Annotated in this window: 18 protein-coding genes; 11 read left to right on the top strand and 7 right to left on the bottom strand. The window is 62.7% G+C overall.

The window, feature by feature from the left end:
* Positions 1–30: 30 nt before the first annotated feature.
* Genes GUY23_RS04345 through GUY23_RS04335 form a run of 3 tightly spaced genes read right to left on the bottom strand, consistent with a single transcriptional unit; the run spans position 31 to position 3,675 of the window.
* Positions 31–1,185 (bottom strand): PrpF domain-containing protein, encoded by a 1,155-nt coding sequence (locus tag GUY23_RS04345; RefSeq protein ID WP_166970055.1) that lies wholly within the window; start codon positions 1,183–1,185, stop codon positions 31–33.
* A 25-nt stretch (positions 1,186–1,210) separates the two neighbouring features.
* Positions 1,211–2,917, bottom strand: coding sequence for a thiamine pyrophosphate-binding protein (locus GUY23_RS04340; protein ID WP_166975606.1), 1,707 nt, complete (start codon positions 2,915–2,917; stop codon positions 1,211–1,213).
* Positions 2,918–2,928: 11 nt separating this feature from the next.
* On the bottom strand, positions 2,929–3,675 hold the full coding sequence (locus tag GUY23_RS04335; RefSeq protein WP_228282732.1) for a cyclase family protein: 747 nt from the start codon (positions 3,673–3,675) through the stop codon (positions 2,929–2,931).
* 283 nt (positions 3,676–3,958) lie between these two features.
* Between GUY23_RS04335 and GUY23_RS04330 the strand changes: the two genes are divergently transcribed.
* Entirely contained in the window at positions 3,959–4,426 is a 468-nt protein-coding gene (locus GUY23_RS04330) for an acyl-CoA thioesterase (RefSeq protein ID WP_166970053.1), read from the top strand.
* On the opposite strand, the gene GUY23_RS04325 is transcribed toward GUY23_RS04330, so the two are convergent.
* On the bottom strand, positions 4,404–5,423 hold the full coding sequence (locus GUY23_RS04325; RefSeq protein ID WP_166970051.1) for an AraC family transcriptional regulator: 1,020 nt from the start codon (positions 5,421–5,423) through the stop codon (positions 4,404–4,406). The genes GUY23_RS04330 and GUY23_RS04325 overlap by 23 nt on opposite strands.
* Before the next feature lie 165 nt (positions 5,424–5,588).
* On the opposite strand from GUY23_RS04325, the gene GUY23_RS04320 reads away from it, so the two are divergent.
* The 5 genes from GUY23_RS04320 to GUY23_RS04300 are packed head-to-tail and all read left to right on the top strand — an operon-like array spanning position 5,589 to position 11,969.
* Positions 5,589–6,371, top strand: a complete 783-nt coding sequence (locus tag GUY23_RS04320; protein ID WP_166970049.1) for an SDR family oxidoreductase — start codon at positions 5,589–5,591, stop codon at positions 6,369–6,371.
* A gap of 53 nt (positions 6,372–6,424) precedes the next feature.
* Positions 6,425–7,705, top strand: a complete 1,281-nt coding sequence (locus GUY23_RS04315; RefSeq protein WP_166970047.1) for a styrene monooxygenase/indole monooxygenase family protein — start codon at positions 6,425–6,427, stop codon at positions 7,703–7,705.
* The gene (locus tag GUY23_RS04310; protein ID WP_166970045.1) at positions 7,702–9,429 is read left to right on the top strand and encodes a flavin reductase; all 1,728 of its coding nucleotides are present in this window, start codon (positions 7,702–7,704) and stop codon (positions 9,427–9,429) included. The genes GUY23_RS04315 and GUY23_RS04310 overlap by 4 nt, the downstream gene beginning before the upstream one ends.
* Complete coding sequence (locus tag GUY23_RS04305; protein ID WP_166970043.1) at positions 9,429–11,075, top strand: phytoene desaturase family protein; 1,647 nt, start codon at positions 9,429–9,431, stop codon at positions 11,073–11,075. Before GUY23_RS04310 ends, GUY23_RS04305 begins: the two co-directional genes overlap by 1 nt.
* Positions 11,076–11,135: 60 nt before the next feature.
* Entirely contained in the window at positions 11,136–11,969 is an 834-nt protein-coding gene (locus GUY23_RS04300) for a PaaX family transcriptional regulator (RefSeq protein WP_166970041.1), read from the top strand.
* 19 nt (positions 11,970–11,988) lie between these two features.
* Here GUY23_RS04300 and GUY23_RS04295 read toward each other — a convergent pair whose 3' ends face one another.
* Positions 11,989–12,381: a RidA family protein gene (locus GUY23_RS04295; RefSeq protein ID WP_166975600.1), complete on the bottom strand. Its 393-nt coding sequence runs from the start codon at positions 12,379–12,381 to the stop codon at positions 11,989–11,991.
* Positions 12,382–12,592: 211 nt separating this feature from the next.
* Here GUY23_RS04295 and GUY23_RS04290 point away from each other — a divergent pair, with 211 nt between their 5' ends.
* The 5 genes from GUY23_RS04290 to GUY23_RS04270 all read left to right on the top strand — a co-directional run bounded on the left by GUY23_RS04290 (position 12,593) and on the right by GUY23_RS04270 (position 19,047).
* Positions 12,593–13,423, top strand: coding sequence for a fumarylacetoacetate hydrolase family protein (locus tag GUY23_RS04290; protein ID WP_166970039.1), 831 nt, complete (start codon positions 12,593–12,595; stop codon positions 13,421–13,423).
* A gap of 35 nt (positions 13,424–13,458) precedes the next feature.
* Positions 13,459–13,926 (top strand): cupin domain-containing protein, encoded by a 468-nt coding sequence (locus GUY23_RS04285; protein ID WP_166970037.1) that lies wholly within the window; start codon positions 13,459–13,461, stop codon positions 13,924–13,926.
* 35 nt (positions 13,927–13,961) lie between these two features.
* Positions 13,962–14,888: an acyl-CoA thioesterase gene (locus GUY23_RS04280; RefSeq protein ID WP_166970035.1), complete on the top strand. Its 927-nt coding sequence runs from the start codon at positions 13,962–13,964 to the stop codon at positions 14,886–14,888.
* 26 nt (positions 14,889–14,914) lie between these two features.
* A complete protein-coding gene (locus GUY23_RS04275; RefSeq protein WP_166970033.1) occupies positions 14,915–16,567 on the top strand; it encodes an AMP-binding protein in 1,653 nt (550 codons plus the stop codon).
* A 95-nt stretch (positions 16,568–16,662) separates the two neighbouring features.
* Positions 16,663–19,047, top strand: coding sequence for a bifunctional salicylyl-CoA 5-hydroxylase/oxidoreductase (locus GUY23_RS04270; RefSeq protein WP_166970031.1), 2,385 nt, complete (start codon positions 16,663–16,665; stop codon positions 19,045–19,047).
* A 45-nt stretch (positions 19,048–19,092) separates the two neighbouring features.
* Here GUY23_RS04270 and GUY23_RS04265 read toward each other — a convergent pair whose 3' ends face one another.
* The gene (locus tag GUY23_RS04265; protein ID WP_166970029.1) at positions 19,093–20,370 is read right to left on the bottom strand and encodes an MFS transporter; all 1,278 of its coding nucleotides are present in this window, start codon (positions 20,368–20,370) and stop codon (positions 19,093–19,095) included.
* Between the two features lie 14 nt (positions 20,371–20,384).
* The gene (locus GUY23_RS04260) at positions 20,385–21,848 is read right to left on the bottom strand and encodes a benzaldehyde dehydrogenase (protein ID WP_166970027.1); all 1,464 of its coding nucleotides are present in this window, start codon (positions 21,846–21,848) and stop codon (positions 20,385–20,387) included.
* Between the last annotated feature and the right edge of the window lie 8 nt (positions 21,849–21,856).

The following is a 21,856-nucleotide window of genomic DNA, read 5'->3' as shown; positions in this document are numbered from 1 at the left end:
GCCGACCAGAATGACCACCCAAGCCAGCGCTCAGTCGCTGACGGCGACCTTCCCGACCATGAGCACCCGTGCGGTGCGGAACAGGGAGGTCGCCGTCACCGTCTGTCCATCGTCGTCCCACACCGCCGAGGCGGTCACCACGCCCGATGGTGTGCCCAGTCGCACCTCGGGGCCGATCCAGTCGGGGCTGTTGCGTTCGATGATCGACCGCACATACGAATCATCGCCGGGCAGCAGCGCGGCCGCAGCCAGGCACATCGCCGCAGTTCCCGGGACGGCCTTGTGCGCCTGTCCCATCGAGATGACGCGGACGAGGATGTCGACATCAACGGCGGGAAGCTCCGTGCCGTCGAGCAGGGTGGTCGACTGTGGATTGCTCACGATCGCCACCTTCGGCACAACCTCGGGCGCCGTCTCCGGCGTCGAGCACAGTCCCATGCGCACGGCCGCTTTGCGTCGCAGCTCGTCGATGAGCCGCATCGTCGGCGCGCTGACGTCGATGGCACCCGGTGCTTCCGTACCGCGCAGCATCACCAGTGAGGACGGCACCACGACGAGCGGCAGAGTGGCGTCGACAAGCGTCGCCTCGAACCGGCACCCGTCCACGTCAAACTTCTCGCGTGCGACTCCAGTCGGCAGCAGTGAACCGGTCCGACTGCCCGCAGGGTCGGGGTAGATGAGTTCGATCGAGGCACCCGTGCCGCTGACTCCCGGCAGCACCAGCTCGCCGTCGACAGCGGCCTGTCCGTCGACGACGTTGAGCCCGACGTCGACGAACTTCGACGTGTTCGTATTGAACAGGCGGAACACGTGCCAACCGTCGGAGGCCGTGACCAACCCGGCCGACAGGGCGAAGGGCACGACACCGGACGACAGATTTCCGCAATTGCCGGAGTAGTCGACGGCCGCCTCGGCGATGGCGACCTGACCGAATGTGTAGTCGAGGTCGACGCCTTCCCGCGTCGAGGCGGACACGACCATCACCTTCGACAGGGAGGAGATGCCGCCGCCCATCCCGTCGAGCTGCCGACCGAAGGAATCCGGGGACCCCAGGGCCGAGGTGAATATGGCGTCCCACGCGGAGGTGTCGCCGTCCTCTCCCAGCGCGGGCAGCGCATCCTCCCGGAAGAACAGGCCCTTGCTCGTGCCGCCGCGCACGAACGCGGCCTCGATCCATCGCGTCATGGGGCCAGGTTAGCCGAAGTGACGGTCAGTGGTGGCTGAACGCCTCCTGCAACCACCAGGCTCCTCCGTCGGAGGAGATATGGGCATCGATGATAAGAGGTTTCGTCGGACTGCCCGCGATCCATTCCGTGACAGCATCGAGGTCGGACAGCGCCTCGACCGTAATCGCGTCGGCACCGAATCCCCGAGCGATCTCCGCCACATCGGTCTGCGGAAACCTCACCGTTTCGAGAGACACCTGCGCACCGCGCGTACCGAAATGGTGAACCTCGGCACCGTAGGCTGCGTCGTTGTAGACGATGCACACGAGCGGCAGACTCAGGCGCACAGCCGTTTCGAGCTCGGCAATGGCCATGTGGAATCCACCATCACCGGTGCCGAGCACCGGAAGCCTGCCCGGCTGCGCCAACGCAGCACCGATCGCCGTTGCCAGCCCCAATCCGATGGATTGGAACGCCTGGGTGAAACAGAACCCATTCTCGTCGGGGACTCCGAGGAATTGAGACGGGTAGCCCATAAAGTTCCCCGAATCGACCGAGACTATCCGCTCATCCGGCAGGATTTCGTCGAGTCGCAGCGTGATCGCACGGGGGTCAACGCCCGGTCCGCTGACGAGATCCGGATCGATCGGCTGACTCCTCCAGTCTCCCTCGGCGATCGCTCTCTTCACCTCCACGGTGCGATAGCCGATTCGAGAGGATCCGTTGCGAGAGCTTCTCCAAGACTGGACAGCCACCCGAGCGGTGGCGGCCGCATCGCCGACGAGAGCAAGATCAATGTCCCGAAAGCGTCCCGGCGCCGCCGCGTCGACGTCGATCTGGACGAGACGAGCCCCATCTGCAAGCAGTCTCCCGTGCCGGGTAGTCCAATCATTGAGGGCACATCCGAAACTGACGATGAGATCCGCATTCATGATCAGGTCGGCAGTTGCCGGCGAGGAGAACCCACCCGATATTCCCAGGTTGAAGTCCGGAGCTTGGTGGCCTGCGGTATTGAATAGTCCCTTCGCCACCGCTGAGGTCGCCACAAGCGCTCCTGTGGCTTCGGCGAATTCTGCGATGGCCCCCGCTGCCCGGCGAGCTCCGCGACCGGCGATGAACACCGGGCGCTCCGACCGATCGAGTTCATCGAACAGAGCCTCGACATCAGCGGGGACAACAGTTGCCGCCCCATCCAGCTGCTCACGCAGACGATCGACAGCTTCATCGACATCTGCGCAATTCAGCACCGAGGCGGATTGCACGTCCAAGGGCATACTGAGCACGACGGTTCGTCGTTCGACAACCGCTGTGCGCCAGGCGTCGAGCACGTCGTCGAGCACAGTCTCCGGCCGATGCAGCCGCCGAGCCGTCGCACCGACAGATTCCGCAAATGCGTCCTGATCGATCGTGAAGTTCGAGTTCACGTCGCCGCGCGCGGATTCTGCGGTGAGGACGATGATCGGAGTCCTCGACTTCGCAGCTTCACCCAGACCGGTCGCTGTGTTCGTCAGACCACAGCCTTGATGGACGCTGACCAGAGTGGGAATTCCACTCATGCGAGCACATCCGTCGGCCATAGTCACCGCTCCGCCTTCGTGACGGGCAGCGACGAAGCGGACCCCGTCGGCGATGAGTGCATTGGTCACAGCAAAGTTTCCCGATCCCACAACTCCGAAGCAGTGTGAGGCTCCGAGCCGCGACACAGCCCTCGCCACCACTTCCGCACCGTTGAGAATCTCATCGCTCTGCATTCCTTCTGCCGTCATCGAGCACCGCCGCCGGTACTGTCAACGAAAGCGAAGACCCGAGCGGGAGAGCCTGTCCCGCCCTCGATCGGCAGAGGCGCCACGACGATCACGGCCCCCTGAGAGGGCAGCCGCTGCAGATTCTTCAGCGAGGTCAACCCATATTTGTCATGCCCGAGCAGGTGATAGTGCATCGGGAATGCCGGCTCGAGAGAGGCTGCTCCACCGGCATCGATACCGACCGTCTCCACTCCTACCCCCGAGATCTCGTCCCGCTCAGCCAACCACTGTGCGCACTCCGCAGTGAAGCCTGGGGTGTGTGAGCCGCCGTCGTACTTGTTGAGGAACTCGTTGCGATCATGCCCGCGGGAGTCCCAACCCGTCCGTACCAACAGCCAGCAGTTGTCAGGGAATGCGCCGTTGGCCGATTCCCAAGAAGCAATGTCAGAGACGTCGATGAGCAGATCAGGATCGTCGGCCGCCCGTTCAGAGAAGTCGATGACGACGGCAGGTCCGACCAGACGCGTTGGCTCGATTTCGGAGACATCCTTGCCACCGCGGCCCGAAATCCAGTGAACCGGGGCATCGATATGGGTGCCGATGTGTTCACCTGTATGGATATTGGCGTGCTTCCAGAATGGTCCCCTGTCATCGTATTCAGACTGGTAGTCGATCGAGAAGTCGATGAGATTGACGAAAGGGTCCGGCAACTCGAGCGTCGGCGTTGCTGCCGACAACGGCGTCGTCAGATCGACGACATTCATTCTCCCGCTCGTCAGAGCGTGAGCCATAGTCGAGGCAGGGCTGGCGATTTCATTGGATTGGGACATCGGAGAATTCCTCACTTAGTGCGCAGCAGCGTCTGGCCCGCGTCACTGACCGACTGCCATGTCGTAGGCTCATCCGCAAGCGGATTGGCCTTCCATCAGCATATTATTGACAGTCTGTGACGCTCGTAACAATTCGGGTAGATTGAATATAGCAGGACACGGCCCGGTCGACCAGAGTGCGACCACGAAATATCCGATCAGACACAGAGGACCGCTCATGTCGAAGGCAGAACCCACCACTACCCCGATCGAAGGCGTCGCATTGGACTCTCGCGTGCAGTGGATCGACACCGATGCAGCCGGGCACCATCACAATTCGTCCATCATGCGGTGGGTCGAAGCGGCAGAAGCGGAGATGATGCGGCGAGCGCGCCTCCCGGAGTACTTCCCCGAGGCACCGCGCGTTCACCAGAGCATCAACTTCTCAGCGAAGCTGGTTTTCGGCCAGCTCGTACGAACGCGGCTGTGGATCGATCGCATCGGAACGACATCGATGACCTTCGCATTCGAGGTTTGCGGCCGGCTCTCGGACTCGCCGGATCCACGACACAGCGACTGGCTGACAGCGGCCAGTGGAGAACTCGTCACTGCGCATGTCGCGAAGGGTGAAACTGCATCGTCCCCTTGGCCCGCAGAGTGGATATCCGCTCTGTCTCCGTTCCTCATCTCTGAAGCGCGGCGGTAGGACTCTCACCGAAGCGTCTAGTGTATTCAGCCGAAAACCGACCCTGATGATAAAAACCCGCCGCAGCAGCGACCGAACCGACGGTCGAACGGCTTGGATCAGCACTCTCGAGCGCAGCCCGCGCCCTCAGCAGCCTCGCGTCTCTCAGCAGCGCTGATGGAGTCGAACCCGATTCGCGCCGCACATGCTCCTGCAGCGAGCGCACCGGCACGTCGAGACGAGACGCGATGTCGGCGACGTTGAGGTCAGCCGTCTCAACTGCTTCGAGCTCGCGGATGAATCGTCGATACACTCGCGCGGACGCGCCCGTACGCCCGCGCTCAGGCATTCCGCTGGTCCACTGCTCGAGCGAGCGCGACAGCGAATGATCCGCCGCATCGAGCAGGCGCACCATGAGCATTTCGACGAGCAACGAGAGAGAATAGGCGCTCGGGGCTGCAGCCGTCTCCACCAGCGCATCATGGAGTTCCCACAGCGCACGGAGGAACGACTGCCCCGCATCAGTATCGAGCCTGAGACCGTAGCCGAGCGACAACTTCGAAGGATCTTCGAATCCATAGTTCGAGCACGCGGCCCGTTCCAGCCGAGAACGCTTGACGTAGACAATGACATGAGCGGCATCCGGCAGCCATTCGAGCTGGCACTCCCGATCGATCGGAGGCAGCGTCGCCATCGTCACCGATGACTCTACTTCCGTGGAGCCGACACGCATCCAGGCACGCGACCGCAACGGAATCTGCACGAGGTAGAAGTCCGAGAGGCCCTGCGGAGAGATCTTCACATGACTGCGGTAGTCAAGCAGATGCAGCCCGACATCGTGCGCCTGCAAGGAACGCACCTGCATTCCCAGTCGGGCATCGAGGACAGCCAAGTCATGTCCGCAGAACATCTCCGCGACGATGCGCTGCGCTTCCTCGGGCTCTTGAGCGCTCTTTACCCGGCGGCCGGGAAGGACCTGATCCGCAAAGGGGAAAGATGCCGGTGCACTCAAGGCCATATGCCGCTCCTCTGTTCAGAACTGCGCGAATCGGATAAACCCAGCGCCTCGTGGCTAGAACCGTGCATTCGCTCACCGGTTGACTGGTGTGACGGAAATCATACTCCGTTTCGGCAATCGACCGATTCGGACCGACCCAATCGAACCTCGGAGGAAAGAAGGATCATGGATGATTCACTTGCCGACCGCGTGGCCATCGTCACCGGCGGAGCAACACTGATCGGACGCGGTGTATGCCAGGTGCTGAGCGACAGAGGCGCCGAGGTCGTCGCGGCCGACATCGACTCCGTCGGACTTGCAGACCTAGCGGAACCGATCGTCACGTCCGAGACGGACATCACCGACGATGCGGCACTCGTGGCTCTGGTCGAAGAGACAGTCGAACGCTTCGGTCGCCTCGACATCATCGTCAACCTGGCTGCAACCTATCTCGACAATGGCAGCGCCACGAGCCGTGCGGATTGGCTGTCCGGACTCGACGTCAACCTCGTCAGCGGCATCCGCCTCGTCGAGGTGGCTCGCCCCCATCTTGCTGCCCACGGTGTCGGCGCAGTCGTGAATTTCACCTCGATCTCTGCCGGGGCGGCCCAGACCGGTCGGTGGGTGTACCCCGCGAGCAAGGCTGCGATCGCGCAAGTCACGCGCTCTCAGGCCCTCGACCTCGCCCCTCAGCGCATTCGAGTCAACTCGGTCAGCCCAGGATGGACATGGTCAGCGATCATGGACAACCTCAGCGGCGGAGACATCGAGAAGACTGATCGCGTCGCCGCCGACTTCCATATCACCGGTCGGGTCGGGCGCCCCAACGAGGTGGGCGAGGTCGTGGCCTTTCTGGCATCCGACGCCGCCAGCGTCGTCACGGGAGCCGACTGGGCAGCCGACGGCGGATACTCCGCTCTCGGACCGGAACAGAAGTCGGAGACCATCCCACTGCTGGCCGCAGACTGATTCTCCTCTCATCTTCACTCGCTCAGAACCACTGACTTCTCAAAGGAATCGCAATGTCACAACGCACCATCACCATCGTCGGAGCCGGACAGAACGGCTTGCAGCTGGGCCTAGGCCTTCAGCAGGCCGGCTATGAAGTCCGTATGGTCTCCAACCGCACGCCCGAAGACATCGCCTCGTCCCGCGTAGCTTCCAGCCAATGCATGTTCGCCACGCCGCTGTCGTATGAGGCACAGGTCGGAGCCGACCTGTGGCCGGACGCCCCGCCTGTCGAGGGCATCGGATTCACCGTGCCCGACCCGGACCGAAGAGGAGAGAAACTGTTCTCATGGACTGCACGTCTCTCTTCTCCAGCTCAGTCTGTCGACCAGCGAGTGAAGTTTCCCGCGCTCATGGACCTCTTCACTCGCCGAGACGGCTCCATCGAATACGTCGACGCCGGCATCGATGAACTCGAGGCGTATGCCCGTGAGACTGACCTCGTCATCGTCGCCGCAGGGAAAGGTGAGATTGCAGGCTTGTTCGAACGCGACGACTCACGAAGCACATTCAGTGCTCCGCAACGAGCTCTCGCTCTGACGTACGTGCACGGACTCGAACCGAGAGAGGGGTACGAAGCCGTGAGCTTCAACCTCATCCCCGGAGTCGGCGAATACTTCGTCTTCCCAGCCACGACCCTGTCAGGGGACTGCCACATTATGGTCTTCGAAGGGACCCCCGGAGGCCCGATGGACCGGTTCAAGGGCCTGACGCCCGAGGAACACCTCGATGCCTCCCTGGCTGTTCTGCGAACCTTCTTGCCATGGGAAGCGGAGCGGGCGGGCCGGGTCGAGCTGACCGACTCGCTCGGCACCCTACAGGGCCGCTTCCCTCCCACAATTCGCCGACCGGTCGCGACCCTGCCCAGCGGAGCGAAGATCCTCGGCGCCGCTGATGTCGTGGTCCTCAACGACCCCATCACCGGACAAGGATCGAACAACGCTTCTCGTTGCGCACAGTCCTATCTGCAATCCATCATCGCCCACGGTGACGCCGCATTCGATGAGCAGTTCATGCACTCGACCTTCGAACGCTACTGGTCGGTTGCAAAGCCTGTAGTCGACTGGACGAACGCACTCCTCCTTCCGCCCGCTGATCACGCTTTCGCCTTGCTTCGCGGAGCAGCCGATCATCCGCAGATCGCTCATCGATTTGCCAACGGCTTCGACGATCCGGCCGACTTCGGCTCGTGGTTCCTCGACCCCGAACAAGGACTCGACTACCTCGCGGCTTTCGACGCGGCGATACCCGAAGCCCCCATCAATTCCGCATCGACGATGGGAGCACGCGCATGAACAGCCCGCACATTGCCATCATCGGAGCCGGAGAAGCCGGGGCACAGCTTGCGCTCGGTCTGCAGAACTCCGATATCAAAGTCACCCTCTACTCTGACCAATCCGCAGCAGAGGTCGCCGAAGGGGAGATCACTTCGACGCAGTGCATGTTCGCTTCGGCGTTGACCGCGCAGAAGGACCTCAGCCTCGATTGTCAGCAGCTCTCCGGAGTGAAGATCACGGGGATGAGCTTCGAGCAAACCGGGGCTGGGACCGGGTTCGCTGCTGAATTCGACCATCCTGCGCAGTCGATCGACCAGCGGCTCAAGGTCTCCGATTGGATCACGCAATTCACTCAGCGCGGTGGCGACTTCCGTATCGAGAAGGTGGGTGTGAGGCTTCTCGAACAGATCACCAGCCGCTACGATCTCGTCATCGTCGCCACCGGCAAAGCCGAGCTCTCACAGATCTTCCCCGTCGACAGGGCGAGATCTCCCTACGACCGCCCACAGAGGGTCGTCGCAGCGACCTATCTGGACCGGCCCTTGCCGGCGGATGACGAAGCCAACCACATTCGCTTCCACCACAAGCCAGAGTCCGGTGAATTCTTCACTTTCCCGGGACTGACGCACGGCAAGGAATGTCAGATGCTCGTTTTCGAAGCAGTCCCCGGTTCGGAGTTGGACGTCTGGGATGACGTGTCCGACCCCGACGAACATCTGCAGCGGACGCGCGATGTGCTCAGACAGCACTTCCCCGACGAGTTCGCTCGTCTTGGGGAATGCGAGCTCAGCGATCGCGGGGCCACGCTGCGCGGACGGATCACCCCAACGGTCAAGCATCCTGTCGGAACTCTTCCCAGCGGTGCCACCGTCATGGGCATCGGCGATGCGGTGATCCTCAACGACCCGATCACCGGCCAGGGCTCGAACAATGCAGCGCTCGCTGCAGCGCACTGCACGGACGCCATCATCAGACGAATCCGGTCCGGCGCAATGTTCGATGACGAGTGGAAGCAGCAGACGTTCGAAGGCTATTGGAGAAGTTGGGGCAAGTGGTCGACCACGTGGACGAACTCTCTGCTCGGCGGATTGCGGAATCACCAGCTCGAACTGTTCTCGGCCGCCGCGACGCATCCGTCGCTGGCCGCGTCGCTCGTCGCAGGCTTCGACGATCCGAGAACACTATTCCCCTGGTGGTCCGACGTGTCTGAGGCACACGCTTTCATCGAAGCGAGCGCTCGCGCCGAATCCGCCGAATTCGATCTGCGCGACTTCCGCACAGCGCTCGGACAGTTCGCTACCGGCGTCACAGTGATCACGACCCGCACAGCCGACGGCCGGAAGGTCGGAATGACCGCAAACTCTTTCACGTCGGTCTCGATGGATCCTCCGCTCGTCCTCTGGTGCCCTGGCAAACACGTGCCCAGCTTGGCGGATTTCGAGTCGAGTACCCATTTCGCGATCAACGTCCTGGCCAGTGACCAGCACGCTCTTTCCAGGCAGTTCGCCACCCCGGCTCCTGACAAGTTCGCCGGTGTGGAGATCATCGAGGGTGCGGCAGGACTGCCGGTGCTCGCGGGAACCGTGGCGTCCTTCCAATGCCGGACCGTTGCTCGCCATGATGCCGGCGACCACGTCATCTACATCGGTGAGGTAGAGCAGTACGCGCATGACCGCGCAGAACCGCTCGTCTTCCACTCCGGAGCGTACCGAGAGACTGCCGATCATCCGGCGGTGTCGTGATGAGCACCCCTCTTTCGTCCCGGAATTCTGACGCCGATGTCGTCATCATCGGCAGCGGGATCAATTCGCTCGTCGCCGCTGCCAAGCTCTCGGGCGCGGGGCGAAAGGTCGTACTGCTCGAAAGCCGTTCGACGATCGGCGGTTTCATCGCCTCGGGCGAGCGAACTCTGCCTGGATTCGTGCACGACACATTCAGCTCATGGCACCCGTTGTTCGTGTCGGGACCCGGTTATGCCGAATTCGGCGATGATCTGCATGAACACGGCCTTGAATATGCGAACACAGACAGGGCCATGGCCGCCACTGTCGGTACCGTCCGAGGCGAACAGCGCTGCGTCATCGCCCACAGATCGCGTGCAGAGACAGCGGAGAGTCTGACCAATAGCGAGGACGGACGTGCCTACCTCGACATGCTCGACGAATTCGATCGACAGAGCCCAACTGTCTTCGGAATGCTGGGAACTGAAGTATCGCAGTGGTCGGCCTTAGCCCGAACGGGCTTCACGGCTCTGCGCACTCTCGGGCCGAAGGGAAGCCTCGGCTTGGTCCGTTCCGGTGCATCGAGTGCACGTGCGCTCTTCGAATCGACTTTCGTCGGCACCGACGTCGATGCGCTGTGGACACCATGGCTGCTGCACTCCGGTCTCGGCCCCGACAGTGCGACAGGCGGGATCATGGTGCCGGTATTCGCTGCATCTCTGCACGGATTCGGCATGCCGGTAGTCCGCGGGGGCGCAGCGAACTTCATCGCCGCATTCACCTCGCTCCTTCGCGGCCGTGATGTCGAGATTCTCACCGACACGACTGCTACAGGCATTGAAACGTCGCACGGCTCCGTCCGTGCGGTCCGTACGGACGGCGGCCGCATCACCACAGGAATAGTCATCGCAAGCACATCTCCGCAAGCTCTCTATCAGAACCTTCTCGCTGATGCCGACGGGGTCTCCCAACAGACAACTGATTCACGAAGATTCCGCAGCGGGAAAGGGGCCGCACAGATTCATTTCGCGTTGTCGAGCCCAGTCCCATGGAGCGATTCGTCTCTTGCCGACATCCCACTGGTGCATCTCAGCGAAGGATCGTCGGGTACCGCCATCTCCATCGCCGAGGCGGCAGCGGGCTTGGTCCCGCGCAGACCCACTGTGGTCGTCGGCCAGCAGTGCGTCCTCGATCCCAGCCGCGCACCCTCTGGGCATGCCACGTTGTGGGTACAGCTGCAGGAGGTCCCGTATCGACCGGAAGGAGACGCCGCGGGCGAGATCGAGGGGCCACTCGAATGGTCAGAATCGTCATTTCGCCGGGCATTCGTCGATCGCATCATCGACCGGATCGAAGAATATGCGCCCGGGTTCCGACAGACGATTCTCGCTGACGATCTGATCAGCCCGACTGACTTGGAAGCGCACAATCCCAATGCGGTCAACGGCGATCCTTACGGTGGTTCGGCGGAACTCGATCAGAATCTCATGTTCCGGCCCTTTCTGTCCGGCGCAGCCCATGCAACGGCAGTGCGGGGAGTCTGGCACATCGGTGCGGCGACCCATCCGGGACCGGGACTCGGAGGAGGGTCTGGGTTCCTCGCTGCCCAGCAGATCCTTTCGCCCGGACGTCTGGCCCGGATGCGTTCCCGATTCACGTCGCGATAGCGGAGGCGGCTCCAGTGGCATACTGTCGGGTGACGACCCCAGACCGGAAGACGACGAAGAATGCCCCTGCCTCAGCCGGCGCTGCGCCACCAAGACCTCATCATCACGCTCTTCGGCCTGTATGCCAGGCCACCCAGAGATCGCATCAGAATCGCGAAGCTCGTGCAGATGATGGGGGATCTCGGCTATGACGCACCGGGCGTGCGATCCGCTGTCTCCCGCCTCAAGAGCAAGGGCATCCTCGTCGCAGAGAAGTTCGACCGCCAAGCGGTGTACAGCATCGATCCATCGATGGCAGAAACGATCGACGAAGGCGACGTGCGCATTTTCGCCGACACCCGCCCCGACAGCAGCGGGCAATGGGCACTCGCCACATTCACCGTGCCGGAATCCCAACGATCCCTGCGCCACCAGATCCGCTCTTCTCTGTCCCGGCTGGGCTTCGGCATCGCAGGGCAAGGAGTCTGGATTGCCCCGGCGGCGAACCTCCACGAGGCGGAAGTCGTGCTTCGCCGCCGAGGCCTCGACGACTATGTCGACTTCTTCGTCGGCGCGTACTCCGACGAAGAGCAGCTGGCGACGAGAATCGGACAGTGGTGGGACCTCGAAGAACTCAACTCACGGTTCGACCCGTTCCTCGCCGCCTACGTGCCCGACGAGAAGACCTGGGACAAGTGGCTCGACGAAGCCGCAGCCACCGAACGGGACGCGTTCCGGATGTACGTGCCCATGCTCACGATGTGGCGCGAGTTGCCATACTCGATTCCTCCGCTCCCACCTGAGTTCGTCCCCTCCGGATGGAACGGGCCTCGGGTTCGCACTCTGTTCTACACAGCACATCGCCGGCTCTCCGCCAGCGCAGAACGCTACGTCGAACAGGTGCTCTCCGAATAGGGCCCATAGGGTCTGGGCCTCACGCTCGATACGCTGGGATTTCTGCGGTTCCCTGGATCTCGATGAGCGCATCAGCCTGCCACAGCCTCGAGACTCCGATTCCCGCCATGGCCGGGTAGTCGGTTCCTGCCATCGCCCTCCATCGACGACCGATTTCGCGCCCGTTGGCCAAGTAGTCGTCAACATCGGTGAGATAGATCGTCACACTGACGAGATCGCGTGGCTCTCCCCCCGCCTCACGCAACGTTGTCAGCACATTCGAGAATGCCTGCTCGAACTGCGCGACGATGCCCCCGGGCACGATATTCATGTCTTTGTCCAAGGCGGTCTGACCTCCGAGGTAGACCCTTCTGCCTGCCCGTACGCCATGGGCATAGCCCGACGGTTTCGCCAACGAATCAGGGTTGACGATCGTGTGGTCGGTTGCGAATTTCTGTGCGTCACTCGTGGTGTCCTCCGAAGACCGTGGGCATTGCTTGCAAAATTCACACTATGTGACGCCCGTCAGATTGTCTATATAAAAATTTTCCTGAACCTCTGTTGCATACTCGATCTTCATGCTAAGTTTCACTTCAATGACGCTCGTCACAAATAAGCAACATGTTAGAGAAAGAGGTGAAGTGATGAAGCTGGCCACCCTTCGCACACAGTCCGGCACTGCCGCAGCAGCAGAGACGAACAGCGGCTGGGCGCTGCTCCCCTACTCAGACATCGCTGAACTGCTCACCGCGGGCGACTGGCGCTCGAAGGCCATCGCCGCAGTCAGCGCGCCGTCAGGTGACTTCGTCGCCAGTTCGCAGGCCGAGTTCGCGTCCGTCTTAACCTCTCCGCGCAAGATCATCTGCTGCGGTCTCAACTACTCCGATCACATCCGCGAGATGGGTCGCGCGCTGCCCCGTCACCCCACCCTGTTCGCCAAATACACGGACACCCTCACCGGAGCACATGACGCGATCGCTACCGGAGGCAGCAACTCAGTCGATTGGGAAGCCGAACTCGCCGTCATCGTCGGCGCTCAGCTCACACACGCGTCAGAGGATGAAGCCTCCTCGGCGATAGCGGGGTACTGCGTCGCCAACGACGTGTCCATGCGTGACTGGCAGAAGCGCACTCTCCAATGGTTCCAAGGCAAGAACTTCACAGCCAGCACCCCACTGGGGCCGTGGTTGACCACTGCCGACGAATTCGATTCCGACCCCCATTTCACTGTCGAAGGGTGGATCAACGACGAACGAGTTCAGTGCGGAGACACCTCATCGCTGGTGTTTCCGCCGGCACAGCTGCTCTCGTACATCAGCGGCTTCACCACACTCGCCCCGGGAGACGTCATCCTCACCGGAACCCCCGGTGGCGTCGGCCAGGGAATGCAGCCTCCGCGCTACGCCAATCCGGGAGACGTCATTCGCACCGCCGCCTCGGGGCTGGGCGAGCTGCTCAACCCGATCACCGTCTGAACACCCTCCCAACGCAGAAGAAAGAGGTTCTCACAATGTCCGAACACAACACCATCGACAATTCGATCTATGCCAACGAACGCGGGCAGGTCGTTCCCGTCGTCACCCGCAAGGGCGAGGAAGATCGCAATACCACTCAGTCCGGCGACTGTGTGCGCGTCTCAGGTGTCTCGATTCAGCACACTCCGGCGACGAAGATCTGGTACGGAGAGGTCTCCAACGAGCCCGGCTATCGTTCGCTTCCGCATCACCACGGCGAGGCGGAGACCGGCGGTCGAGTGCTCAAGGGAAAGGGCCGAATCTACTTCGGCGAGGACTATAAGGAATACCTCGACATGGTCGAGGGCGACTGGGTCTTCGTTCCGCCCTATATGCCGCACGTCGAAGCGAACATGTCGACGACCGAGCAGCTCATCTGGATCACGACCAGAACTCCGGAGAACATCGTCGTCAATCTCAAAGACGTTCCCGATGAGCAGCTCGAAGGCTATCGCCGCGCATGAGCTCCATCGATATCACGACGACTGAGAGAGGCCCCATGAGCACTGACATCACCTCCCCGAGAACGTCCTCGACTTTCGTCGAAGCGATCTCACTGACCCCGGTCGAAAGCGGATCCGACGTCGACTCCTTCACTGCCGTACCGCAGTACGCGCCGTGGCCCAAAGCCTATGGCGGAGATATGGTCGCCCAAGCCACAGCTGCGATGATCGCCACCGCAGGTCAGGACAGAGTGCTCCATTCGACGCATTCGACCTTCATGCGACCGGTGACGATGTTCGAGCCCGTCCGATACGACGTCGAACGAATCCGTGACGGACGCAACTATTCGACTCGTCACGTCCGCGGGGTGCAGGGCGGAAAGACCGTCTTCCTCTCAACCGGGTCATTCCAGGTGCCGCAGAAGGGCCCTGATTATCAGAGGGGCGGCACGGAAGAACTCCGCGTCGACCCGGAGTCACTGGCCTCCGCTGAAACAGCCCTGTCCGGAGTCTCGACCCCGGCAGCCGAGTATTGGGCCACCGGCCGCAGCTTCGACATGCGGCACATTCCCGGTCCGGTCTACCTCAGTGGTGACAACGCTGGACACGGCTCCGCCGGCGCAGAGACGCTGACCGTCACTCAAGCGATCTGGCTGAAATCCTTTACTCCGCTTGCCGTGCAGTCGACAGATTCCGAAACCGCGAATCTGCACCGCATCGCGCTCAGCTATGTATGCGACTACACCATTCTCGAGCCGTTGCTGCGCACGCAGGGCCTCAGCTGGTCATCGGACGGACTCGTCACCGCCAGCCTCGACCATGCGATGTGGTTCCACCGCACTGCCAACGTCGACGACTGGATCCTCTATGCCCAAGAGGCAGAGTCTCTGCAGTCTTCCCGCGGACTCGCACTAGGCCGATTCTTCGATCGCAGCGGTCGGCTGCTCGCCACCGTAGCCCAAGAGGGCATGATCGCCCACTGACATTCCGAACACGAGGACACAGACTCATGGAACTCTCCCGTACAGGCCATCTCGATACATTCGCGCGCGATCATCTGCCCCCGGACGACCAGTGGCCCATTCTCGAATTCACCATCGACGACGTCCACTACCCGGATCGCCTCAACGCAGCCACTGCACTCATCGACACTCCGACGCAGCGCTTTGGCCCCGATCGAATGGCGCTGACGACACCAGAAGGTGAGACCTGGTCCTATGGTCAGCTGCTCGCGCGGTCAAATCAGATTGCTCGAGTCCTTGTCGACGATCATGGTGTGGTCCCAGGCAACAGGGTGCTGCTCCGTGCACCGAACAATCCCTGGCTCGTCGCAGCATGGTTGGGAACCCTCAAAGCCGGAGGCGTCGTCGTGACCACAATGCCTCTCCTGCGGGAGTCCGAGGTCGATAAGCTCATCACTTTGACTCAGCCTACGGTCGCCATCACCGACCACCGCTTCCTCAAAGACATCACCGCACCTGCGGCGGATCATGGGGTCGACCTCATCGCGTGCGGTGGAGATTCCCTCGAGGATCTCACCATCACTTCGGCAACGAAGGAGACGACGTTCGACAACGTCGAAACGGCGGCAGACGACGTCGCCCTCCTCTGCCCCACGTCAGGGACCACGGGTGTGCCCAAGGTGACAATGCATTTCCATCGCGACATCCTCATCAATGCCGACACCTTCGGACGACACATTGTCGGCGTTGAACCCGATGACATCTGTGCGTGTTCGGCACCGCTGGCATTCACCTTCGGGCTCGGCGCTCTCGTCGTCTTCCCTCTCTATTTCGGGGCCGCGTCACTCATGGTCGAGAAGGCCGCACCGCTCGATCTTGCAAACTATGCGGCCGATGCCGGGGTGACGATCCTCTACACGGCGCCGACGGCCTATCGGGTGATCATCAAAGAGGGACGCGGTGACCTGCTCAGCGGTCTTCGAAAGGCGATCTCCGCCGGCGAGCATCTGCCGGTGCAGACCAGAGAGGCAGTTCTCCGAGCAACCGGCCTCGCTCTCATCGACGGAATCGGCGGGACGGAGATGCTCCATGTCTTCATCTCGGCTGCCGGCGATGACATCAAGCCGGGCGCGGTCGGCAAACCGGTTCCGGGATTTCGCGCGGTCATCCTCGACGCCGACGGGAACGAGCTCGGCGACAACGAGCCTGGTCGTCTCGCCGTGCGCGGCCCCCTTGGCTGCCGATATCTCGATGACCCACGGCAGACGAAGTACGTCGTCAATGGGTGGAACGTCACCGGCGACACCTTCTATCGCGATGGGGACGGCTATTTCGTCTACCAGGCGCGCAGCGACAACATGATCGTTTCGTCCGGCTACAACATCGGAGCTCCAGAGGTGGAGACGGCGATCAATGAGCATCACGAGGTCCTTGAGAGCGCTGTCGTCGCGAAGCCCGACGAGGATCGAGGATCGCTGGTCACTGCGTTCATCGTGCTTCGGGCGGGCACAGAGTCCGGGCCGGAGAAGGTCAAGGAGATTCAGGATTTCGTCAAAGCTCAGATCGCGCCGTACAAGTACCCGCGAGAGATCCACTTCGTCGATGAGCTTCCGAAGAATCCCAGCGGCAAGCTCCAGCATTTCCGTCTCCGGGAACAGCTCAGCAGATCAGACGAGCGCAAGGTACCCGAAGGGGTCTGAGTACCCCTTTCCCAAAAACATTCCGTGAGAGCGCGACAGTCCTATCCTGAGCCGCGCCGAACGGTCACCAGATCATGCAATGAAAGGACACCAGTATGAAGATCGCCGTCGTCGGAGGAGGGCCAGGAGGCCTCTATTTCTCCGCACTCGTCAAGCAGCTGCGTTCGGACGTCGAGATCACAGTCTGGGAGCAGAATGCCGCTTCGGACACGTTCGGATTCGGCGTCGTGTTCTCCGACGAGACTCTCGGAGGAATCGGCAACGCCGACCCGGTCGTCGCGGACTACATGGAGCGGCATTTCGCCCGCTGGGCTGACATCGACATCCACTATCGCGGCGAGCAGCTCACCGTCGGAGGTCAGGGTTTTGCGGCGATGTACCGCAAGGACCTGCTCGAAATGCTCCAACAGCGCACACGGGAGCTCGGCGTCGATGTCAGGTTCTCAACCAGAGCACCTGATGTGAATGAACTCGCCGCGGACTACGACCTCGTCGTCGCCGCCGACGGACTCAACTCGCTCATTCGTCGCACCTTCGCTGACAGTTTCAAACCTTCTCTCGATCTCCGCGCGAACAAATACATCTGGCTGGGGACGAGTGAGGTCTTCGAAGCATTCAAATTCTTCATCAAAGAGACCGAACACGGCGTCATGCAGGTCCACGGTTACCCGTTCTCCGATCAGGGGTCGACGTTCATCGTCGAGATGCACGAGGACGTGTGGCGTCGTGCCGGTTTCGACAAGACGGAGAACGAAGTGTTCGGACCCGGGGTCAATGACGACTACGCGGTCAACCGAATCAGAGAGATCTTCGCAGAAGAGCTCGAAGGCTATGAGCTGCTGACGAACAATTCCAAGTGGATCAACTTCACCACTGTGCGCAACCAGAACTGGGTGCATGAGAACATCGTGCTGCTCGGCGATGCCGCGCATACAGCACATTTCTCGATCGGTTCGGGCACCAAACTCGCTATGGAAGACGCTCTTGCGCTCGCCGCGTGCATCTTCGAGAACTCCGACCTCAATACCGCGCTCCGGGCCTACGAGACCGAACGACGTCCCGTCGTCGAATCGACTCAGCGCGCGGCTCAGGCATCTCTCGAATGGTTCGAGAGCATCGGCATGTACGCAGGCCAGGATCCTGTGCAGTTCGCTTTCAATCTGCTCACCCGGTCACGTCGCATCACCCAGGAGAACCTGCGGTTGCGTGATCCGGAGTTCGCCAAGCGGGTCGAAGAGCATTTCGCGACCAGTCAGGCCCTCGCCGAGGTGGCCCCCGCGATGTTCCAGAAGTACCGTCTCGGTGGCGTCGAGTTGGCCAATCGGATCGTCGTATCCCCGATGAATATGTACTCCGCCGGCGAAGATGGAGTACCCACAGACTTCCATCTCGCCCATCTGGGGTCGAAGGCTATGGGTGGAGCAGGCCTGGTCATGGCCGAGATGACAGCGATCTCGCGATCGGCACGGATCACCCCTGCCTGTGTCGGCCTGTACTCGCCTGAACAAGTCGCCGGGTGGAAGCGCATCACTGAATTCGTCCATACGATGACGCAATCGAAGATCGGAATCCAGCTCGGACATGCTGGCCGCAAAGGCTCGACCAAGCGGATGTGGGAAGGAATCGACCAGCCGCTGGAATCAGGAAATTGGGACATTGTGTCCGCCTCGGCGCTGCCCTACGCTTCTGTCAACGCGGTTCCCACAGAGCTCGATCGTGCCGGCATGGACGCTGTCGTCGCCGATTATGTCGCGGCCGCGAGAAATGCCGCAGATGCTGGATTCGACGTCATCGAACTCCATGCAGCTCACGGCTACCTGCTTTCTGCCTTCCTCTCTCCCCTCACCAACAGACGGACGGACGAGTACGGGGGATCTATGGAGAACAGGCTGCGATTCCCGCTCGAGGTGTTCGACGCAGTCAAGCAGGCCTGGCCAGCGGAAAAGGCGATCACCGTGCGAGTCTCGGCCACCGACTGGGTACGGGGCGGGAACACGGTTGAAGACGCACTCGCCATCTCACAAGCCTTCGTCGAGCACGGTGTCGATGGGATCGATGTTTCAACTGGTCAGGTTACGCCTGAGGAGTCGCCGGCTTACGGACGGTCATATCAGACGCCATTCGCAGACCGGATCAGGCAGGACGTCGCCGGACCGGCGAACGTCGCCGTCATCGCAGTCGGAGCGATTTCATCCTTTGATGACGCGAACTCGATCCTGCTTGCTGGGCGAGCAGATCTCATCGCGGTGGGTCGTACCCATCTGTACAACCCTCACTGGACTCTTCAGGCAGCGGCCGAACAGGAGTATCGCGGTTCGGGTGCCGAGTGGTTAGACCAGTTCCGGGCCGGACGACGCAAGCCGCCAGCTGCGCGCACCGACGCCGTCCGACCGCGTCTCTCACTGCTGCGTGAGGACGAACTCACCGACGACCCTCACCTGCGGTGGAAACCCTCCACGAGGGAGAACGCCGCCGTGTGATCGACCTTGACCCGGGTCACCGCCCGGCCTCACCGGCCCGACTGCTCACTTCACCGACCGCGGCACGATGGCCATGGACGCGAAGCCGAGGACCGCGACGGCGGCGAAGAGGTAGAAGCCCCACGGGTAAGCGATACCCGCGGTGACCAGGGCACCGGTGATGAAGGGTCCGACGATCGCGCCGATGCGCCCGATGCCCGATGCCATGCCGAGCGCTGTGCCGCGTGCCTGCGCGGGGTAGATCGCGGAGACGAAGGCGTAGACGAGGACCTGGGCGGAGAAGACGAAGACGCCGGTGATGAACACGGCAATGTTGAGCAGCACCTGGCTGGTCATCGGAATCGACAGCGCGGCGAGGAAGATCGCGGCGAGGACGAACCACATGAGCACGATCTTCTTCGTCCCGTGCTTATCGGCCAGCCAGCCGGCCAGCACGAGGCCGACGACGGCACCGATGTTCAGCACGAAGAGCATGACGAGGGAGTCCGAGACCTCGTAGCCGGCGTCGGCCATGATCTTCGGCAGCCACGTGTTGAGTCCGTAGACGAGGAGGAGTCCCATGAAGCTCGCCGCCCACACGCCGATCGTCACGAGCGCCAGCTTGCCGGCGAAGAGTCCGGCCATGCCCGACTTCGCGTTCGCATCCACGGTGCCGGTCGGGTCGTTCGCTTCGGCCAGCTCCGAGGCGGCCACCGGGTCCCGTTTCGCCTGTTGGGCGACGAGGAACGCCTGGGATTCAGGCAGCTTCCACCACAGCAGTGGAACCATGAGCAGTCCCGCGATGCCGCCGGCGAGGAAGAGCAGGTGCCAGTTGTGCGAGTACGCCACGGCGAGCAGGGAGATCGCGACGGCGCCGGCGTGGTAGCCGGTCATCGTCAGTGTCGTCGCCTTGCCGGTGTTGCCGGCCTTCGTGTATTCGCCGATGTAAGCCAGGCAGCTGGGCATCACGGCGCCGAGGAAGAGTCCGGCGATGAAGCGGAACGTCGTGAACAGCGCGACGTTCGGGGCGAAGGCGACGAAGAGGGTGAAGACGCTGAAGCCGATGACGCAGGCGATGATCGCCCAGCGCCGCCCGATCCGGTCGACGACCGGCCCGACGGCCACAGCGCCGAGGCCGACTCCCACGAGGCTGAGCGTGGCCACGACAGTGGCCGCCTCCGGGGTGAAGCCGAGCGCCCCGGTGGCGAGCAGTTCGGGGATGACCGCGCCGAGGACAACGAGGTCGAAGCCCTCGAGGGCGACGGCGAGCCAACAGAGGACGGCAGGCCAGCGCCCGGCCGAAGCAGCAGCGGCGGTGGCTGAAGAAGGAGCAGGTGAGGACATCGGTGTCTCCTGGGTCAGAACGGGTAGGGCGCGATGGATGAGCGCATCGTCACCCATTGGGTTTCGGTGAAGGCCTCGATATTGGCCTCGGCACCGCCGAAGCGGGAGCCGTTGCCGGAGTCCTTCATCCCGCCGAAGGGGACGTTGGCCTCATCGGAGACGGTCTGTTCGTTGATGTGGACCTTGCCCGTGTCGACGAGGTCGGCGAGCTCCATCGCCATGCCCACATCGCCGAGGATGCCCAATGACAGACCGTATTCGCTGGCGTTGACCATCTCCGCGGCCTCTTCGAGGGTGGCAAACGTCGCCACAGGGGCGACGGGTCCGAAGATCTCCTGCGTCCACGCCGGGTTCGACGGGCTGAGATCCGTGAGCACCGTCGGCGGGACGAAGGCCCCTTCGCCGGGTCCGCCGGCGACGAGGCGGGCACCGTCGGCGGTGGCCTTGTCGAGGATGTCGCGAACGTGGGTGCGCTGTTTGTCGTCGATGATCGGCCCGATCGCGACCTCCTCGGTGGCGGGATCGCCCACCGGCAGGTTCCGGGCGCGCTCGGCCAGCTGTTCGACGTAGTCGTCGACGATCGATTCGTGGACGAGGTGGCGGCCGGTGGTCATGCAGATCTGGCCCTGGTGCATCCACGAACCGAAGGCCCCCGCCGAGGTGGCCGGACCGACCTCGGCGCCGGGCAGGACGACGAGCGCGTTGTTTCCCCCGAGTTCGAGGTGGCAGCGTTTGAGGAGGCGACCGGCGGCTTCGCCGACCTTCCGTCCTGCCGCGGTCGAGCCGGTGAAGGAGATGACCGAGACCTCGGGGGCGGCGACGACGGCTTCACCGGCGTCGAGTCCGCCGGGCAGCACCTGAAGGAGACCCTCGGGCAGGCCCGCCTCGGCGAAGACCTTGGCGATGGACACGCCCGCACACACGGCGGTGCGCGGGTCGGGTTTGAGCAGCACGGCGTTGCCCAGGGCGAGTGCCGGGGCGACGGAGCGGATGCCGAGGATGAGCGGGAAGTTGAACGGGGCGATGACGGAGACGACTCCGGCCGGCACACGGCGGGCGAACGACCAGCGCGGTTCGTTCGAGGTCAGGACCTGGCCCTTGGGGTGGCTCGGCAGAGCGGACGACTCATAGCAGATCTGCTCGGCGGAGCTGATCTCGAGTGCGGCCTTGGCCGGGATGGAACCGGCTTCGCGGACGATCCAGCCCGACAGCTCTTCGGCGTGTTCGGCCCACAGGGCCCCGGCGCGTCGGAGCACCGCGGCGCGTTCGGCCGGGGTCGTGCGAGCCCATTCCTTCTGTGCGGCCGCGGCTCGGGTGGCCGCGGTGTTGACGTCCTCGGCGCTGGCGGCGCCGAGGCGGCCCAGCGTCTCCCCTGTCGCGGGTTCGACGACATCGTAGGTCTGACCCGCACCGTCGGTCCAGGTCCCGGTGAAGATCTTCTCGTGCCACTCGGTTCCTAGGAACGTGGTCTCACTCATCGTCTGCC

The sequence above is a fragment of the Brevibacterium atlanticum genome, from assembly GCF_011617245.1.
GTDB lineage: Bacteria > Actinomycetota > Actinomycetes > Actinomycetales > Brevibacteriaceae > Brevibacterium > Brevibacterium atlanticum.
The sequence above is the reverse complement of the archived record's forward strand: the minus strand, read 5'-3'. Positions and strand labels throughout refer to the sequence as shown.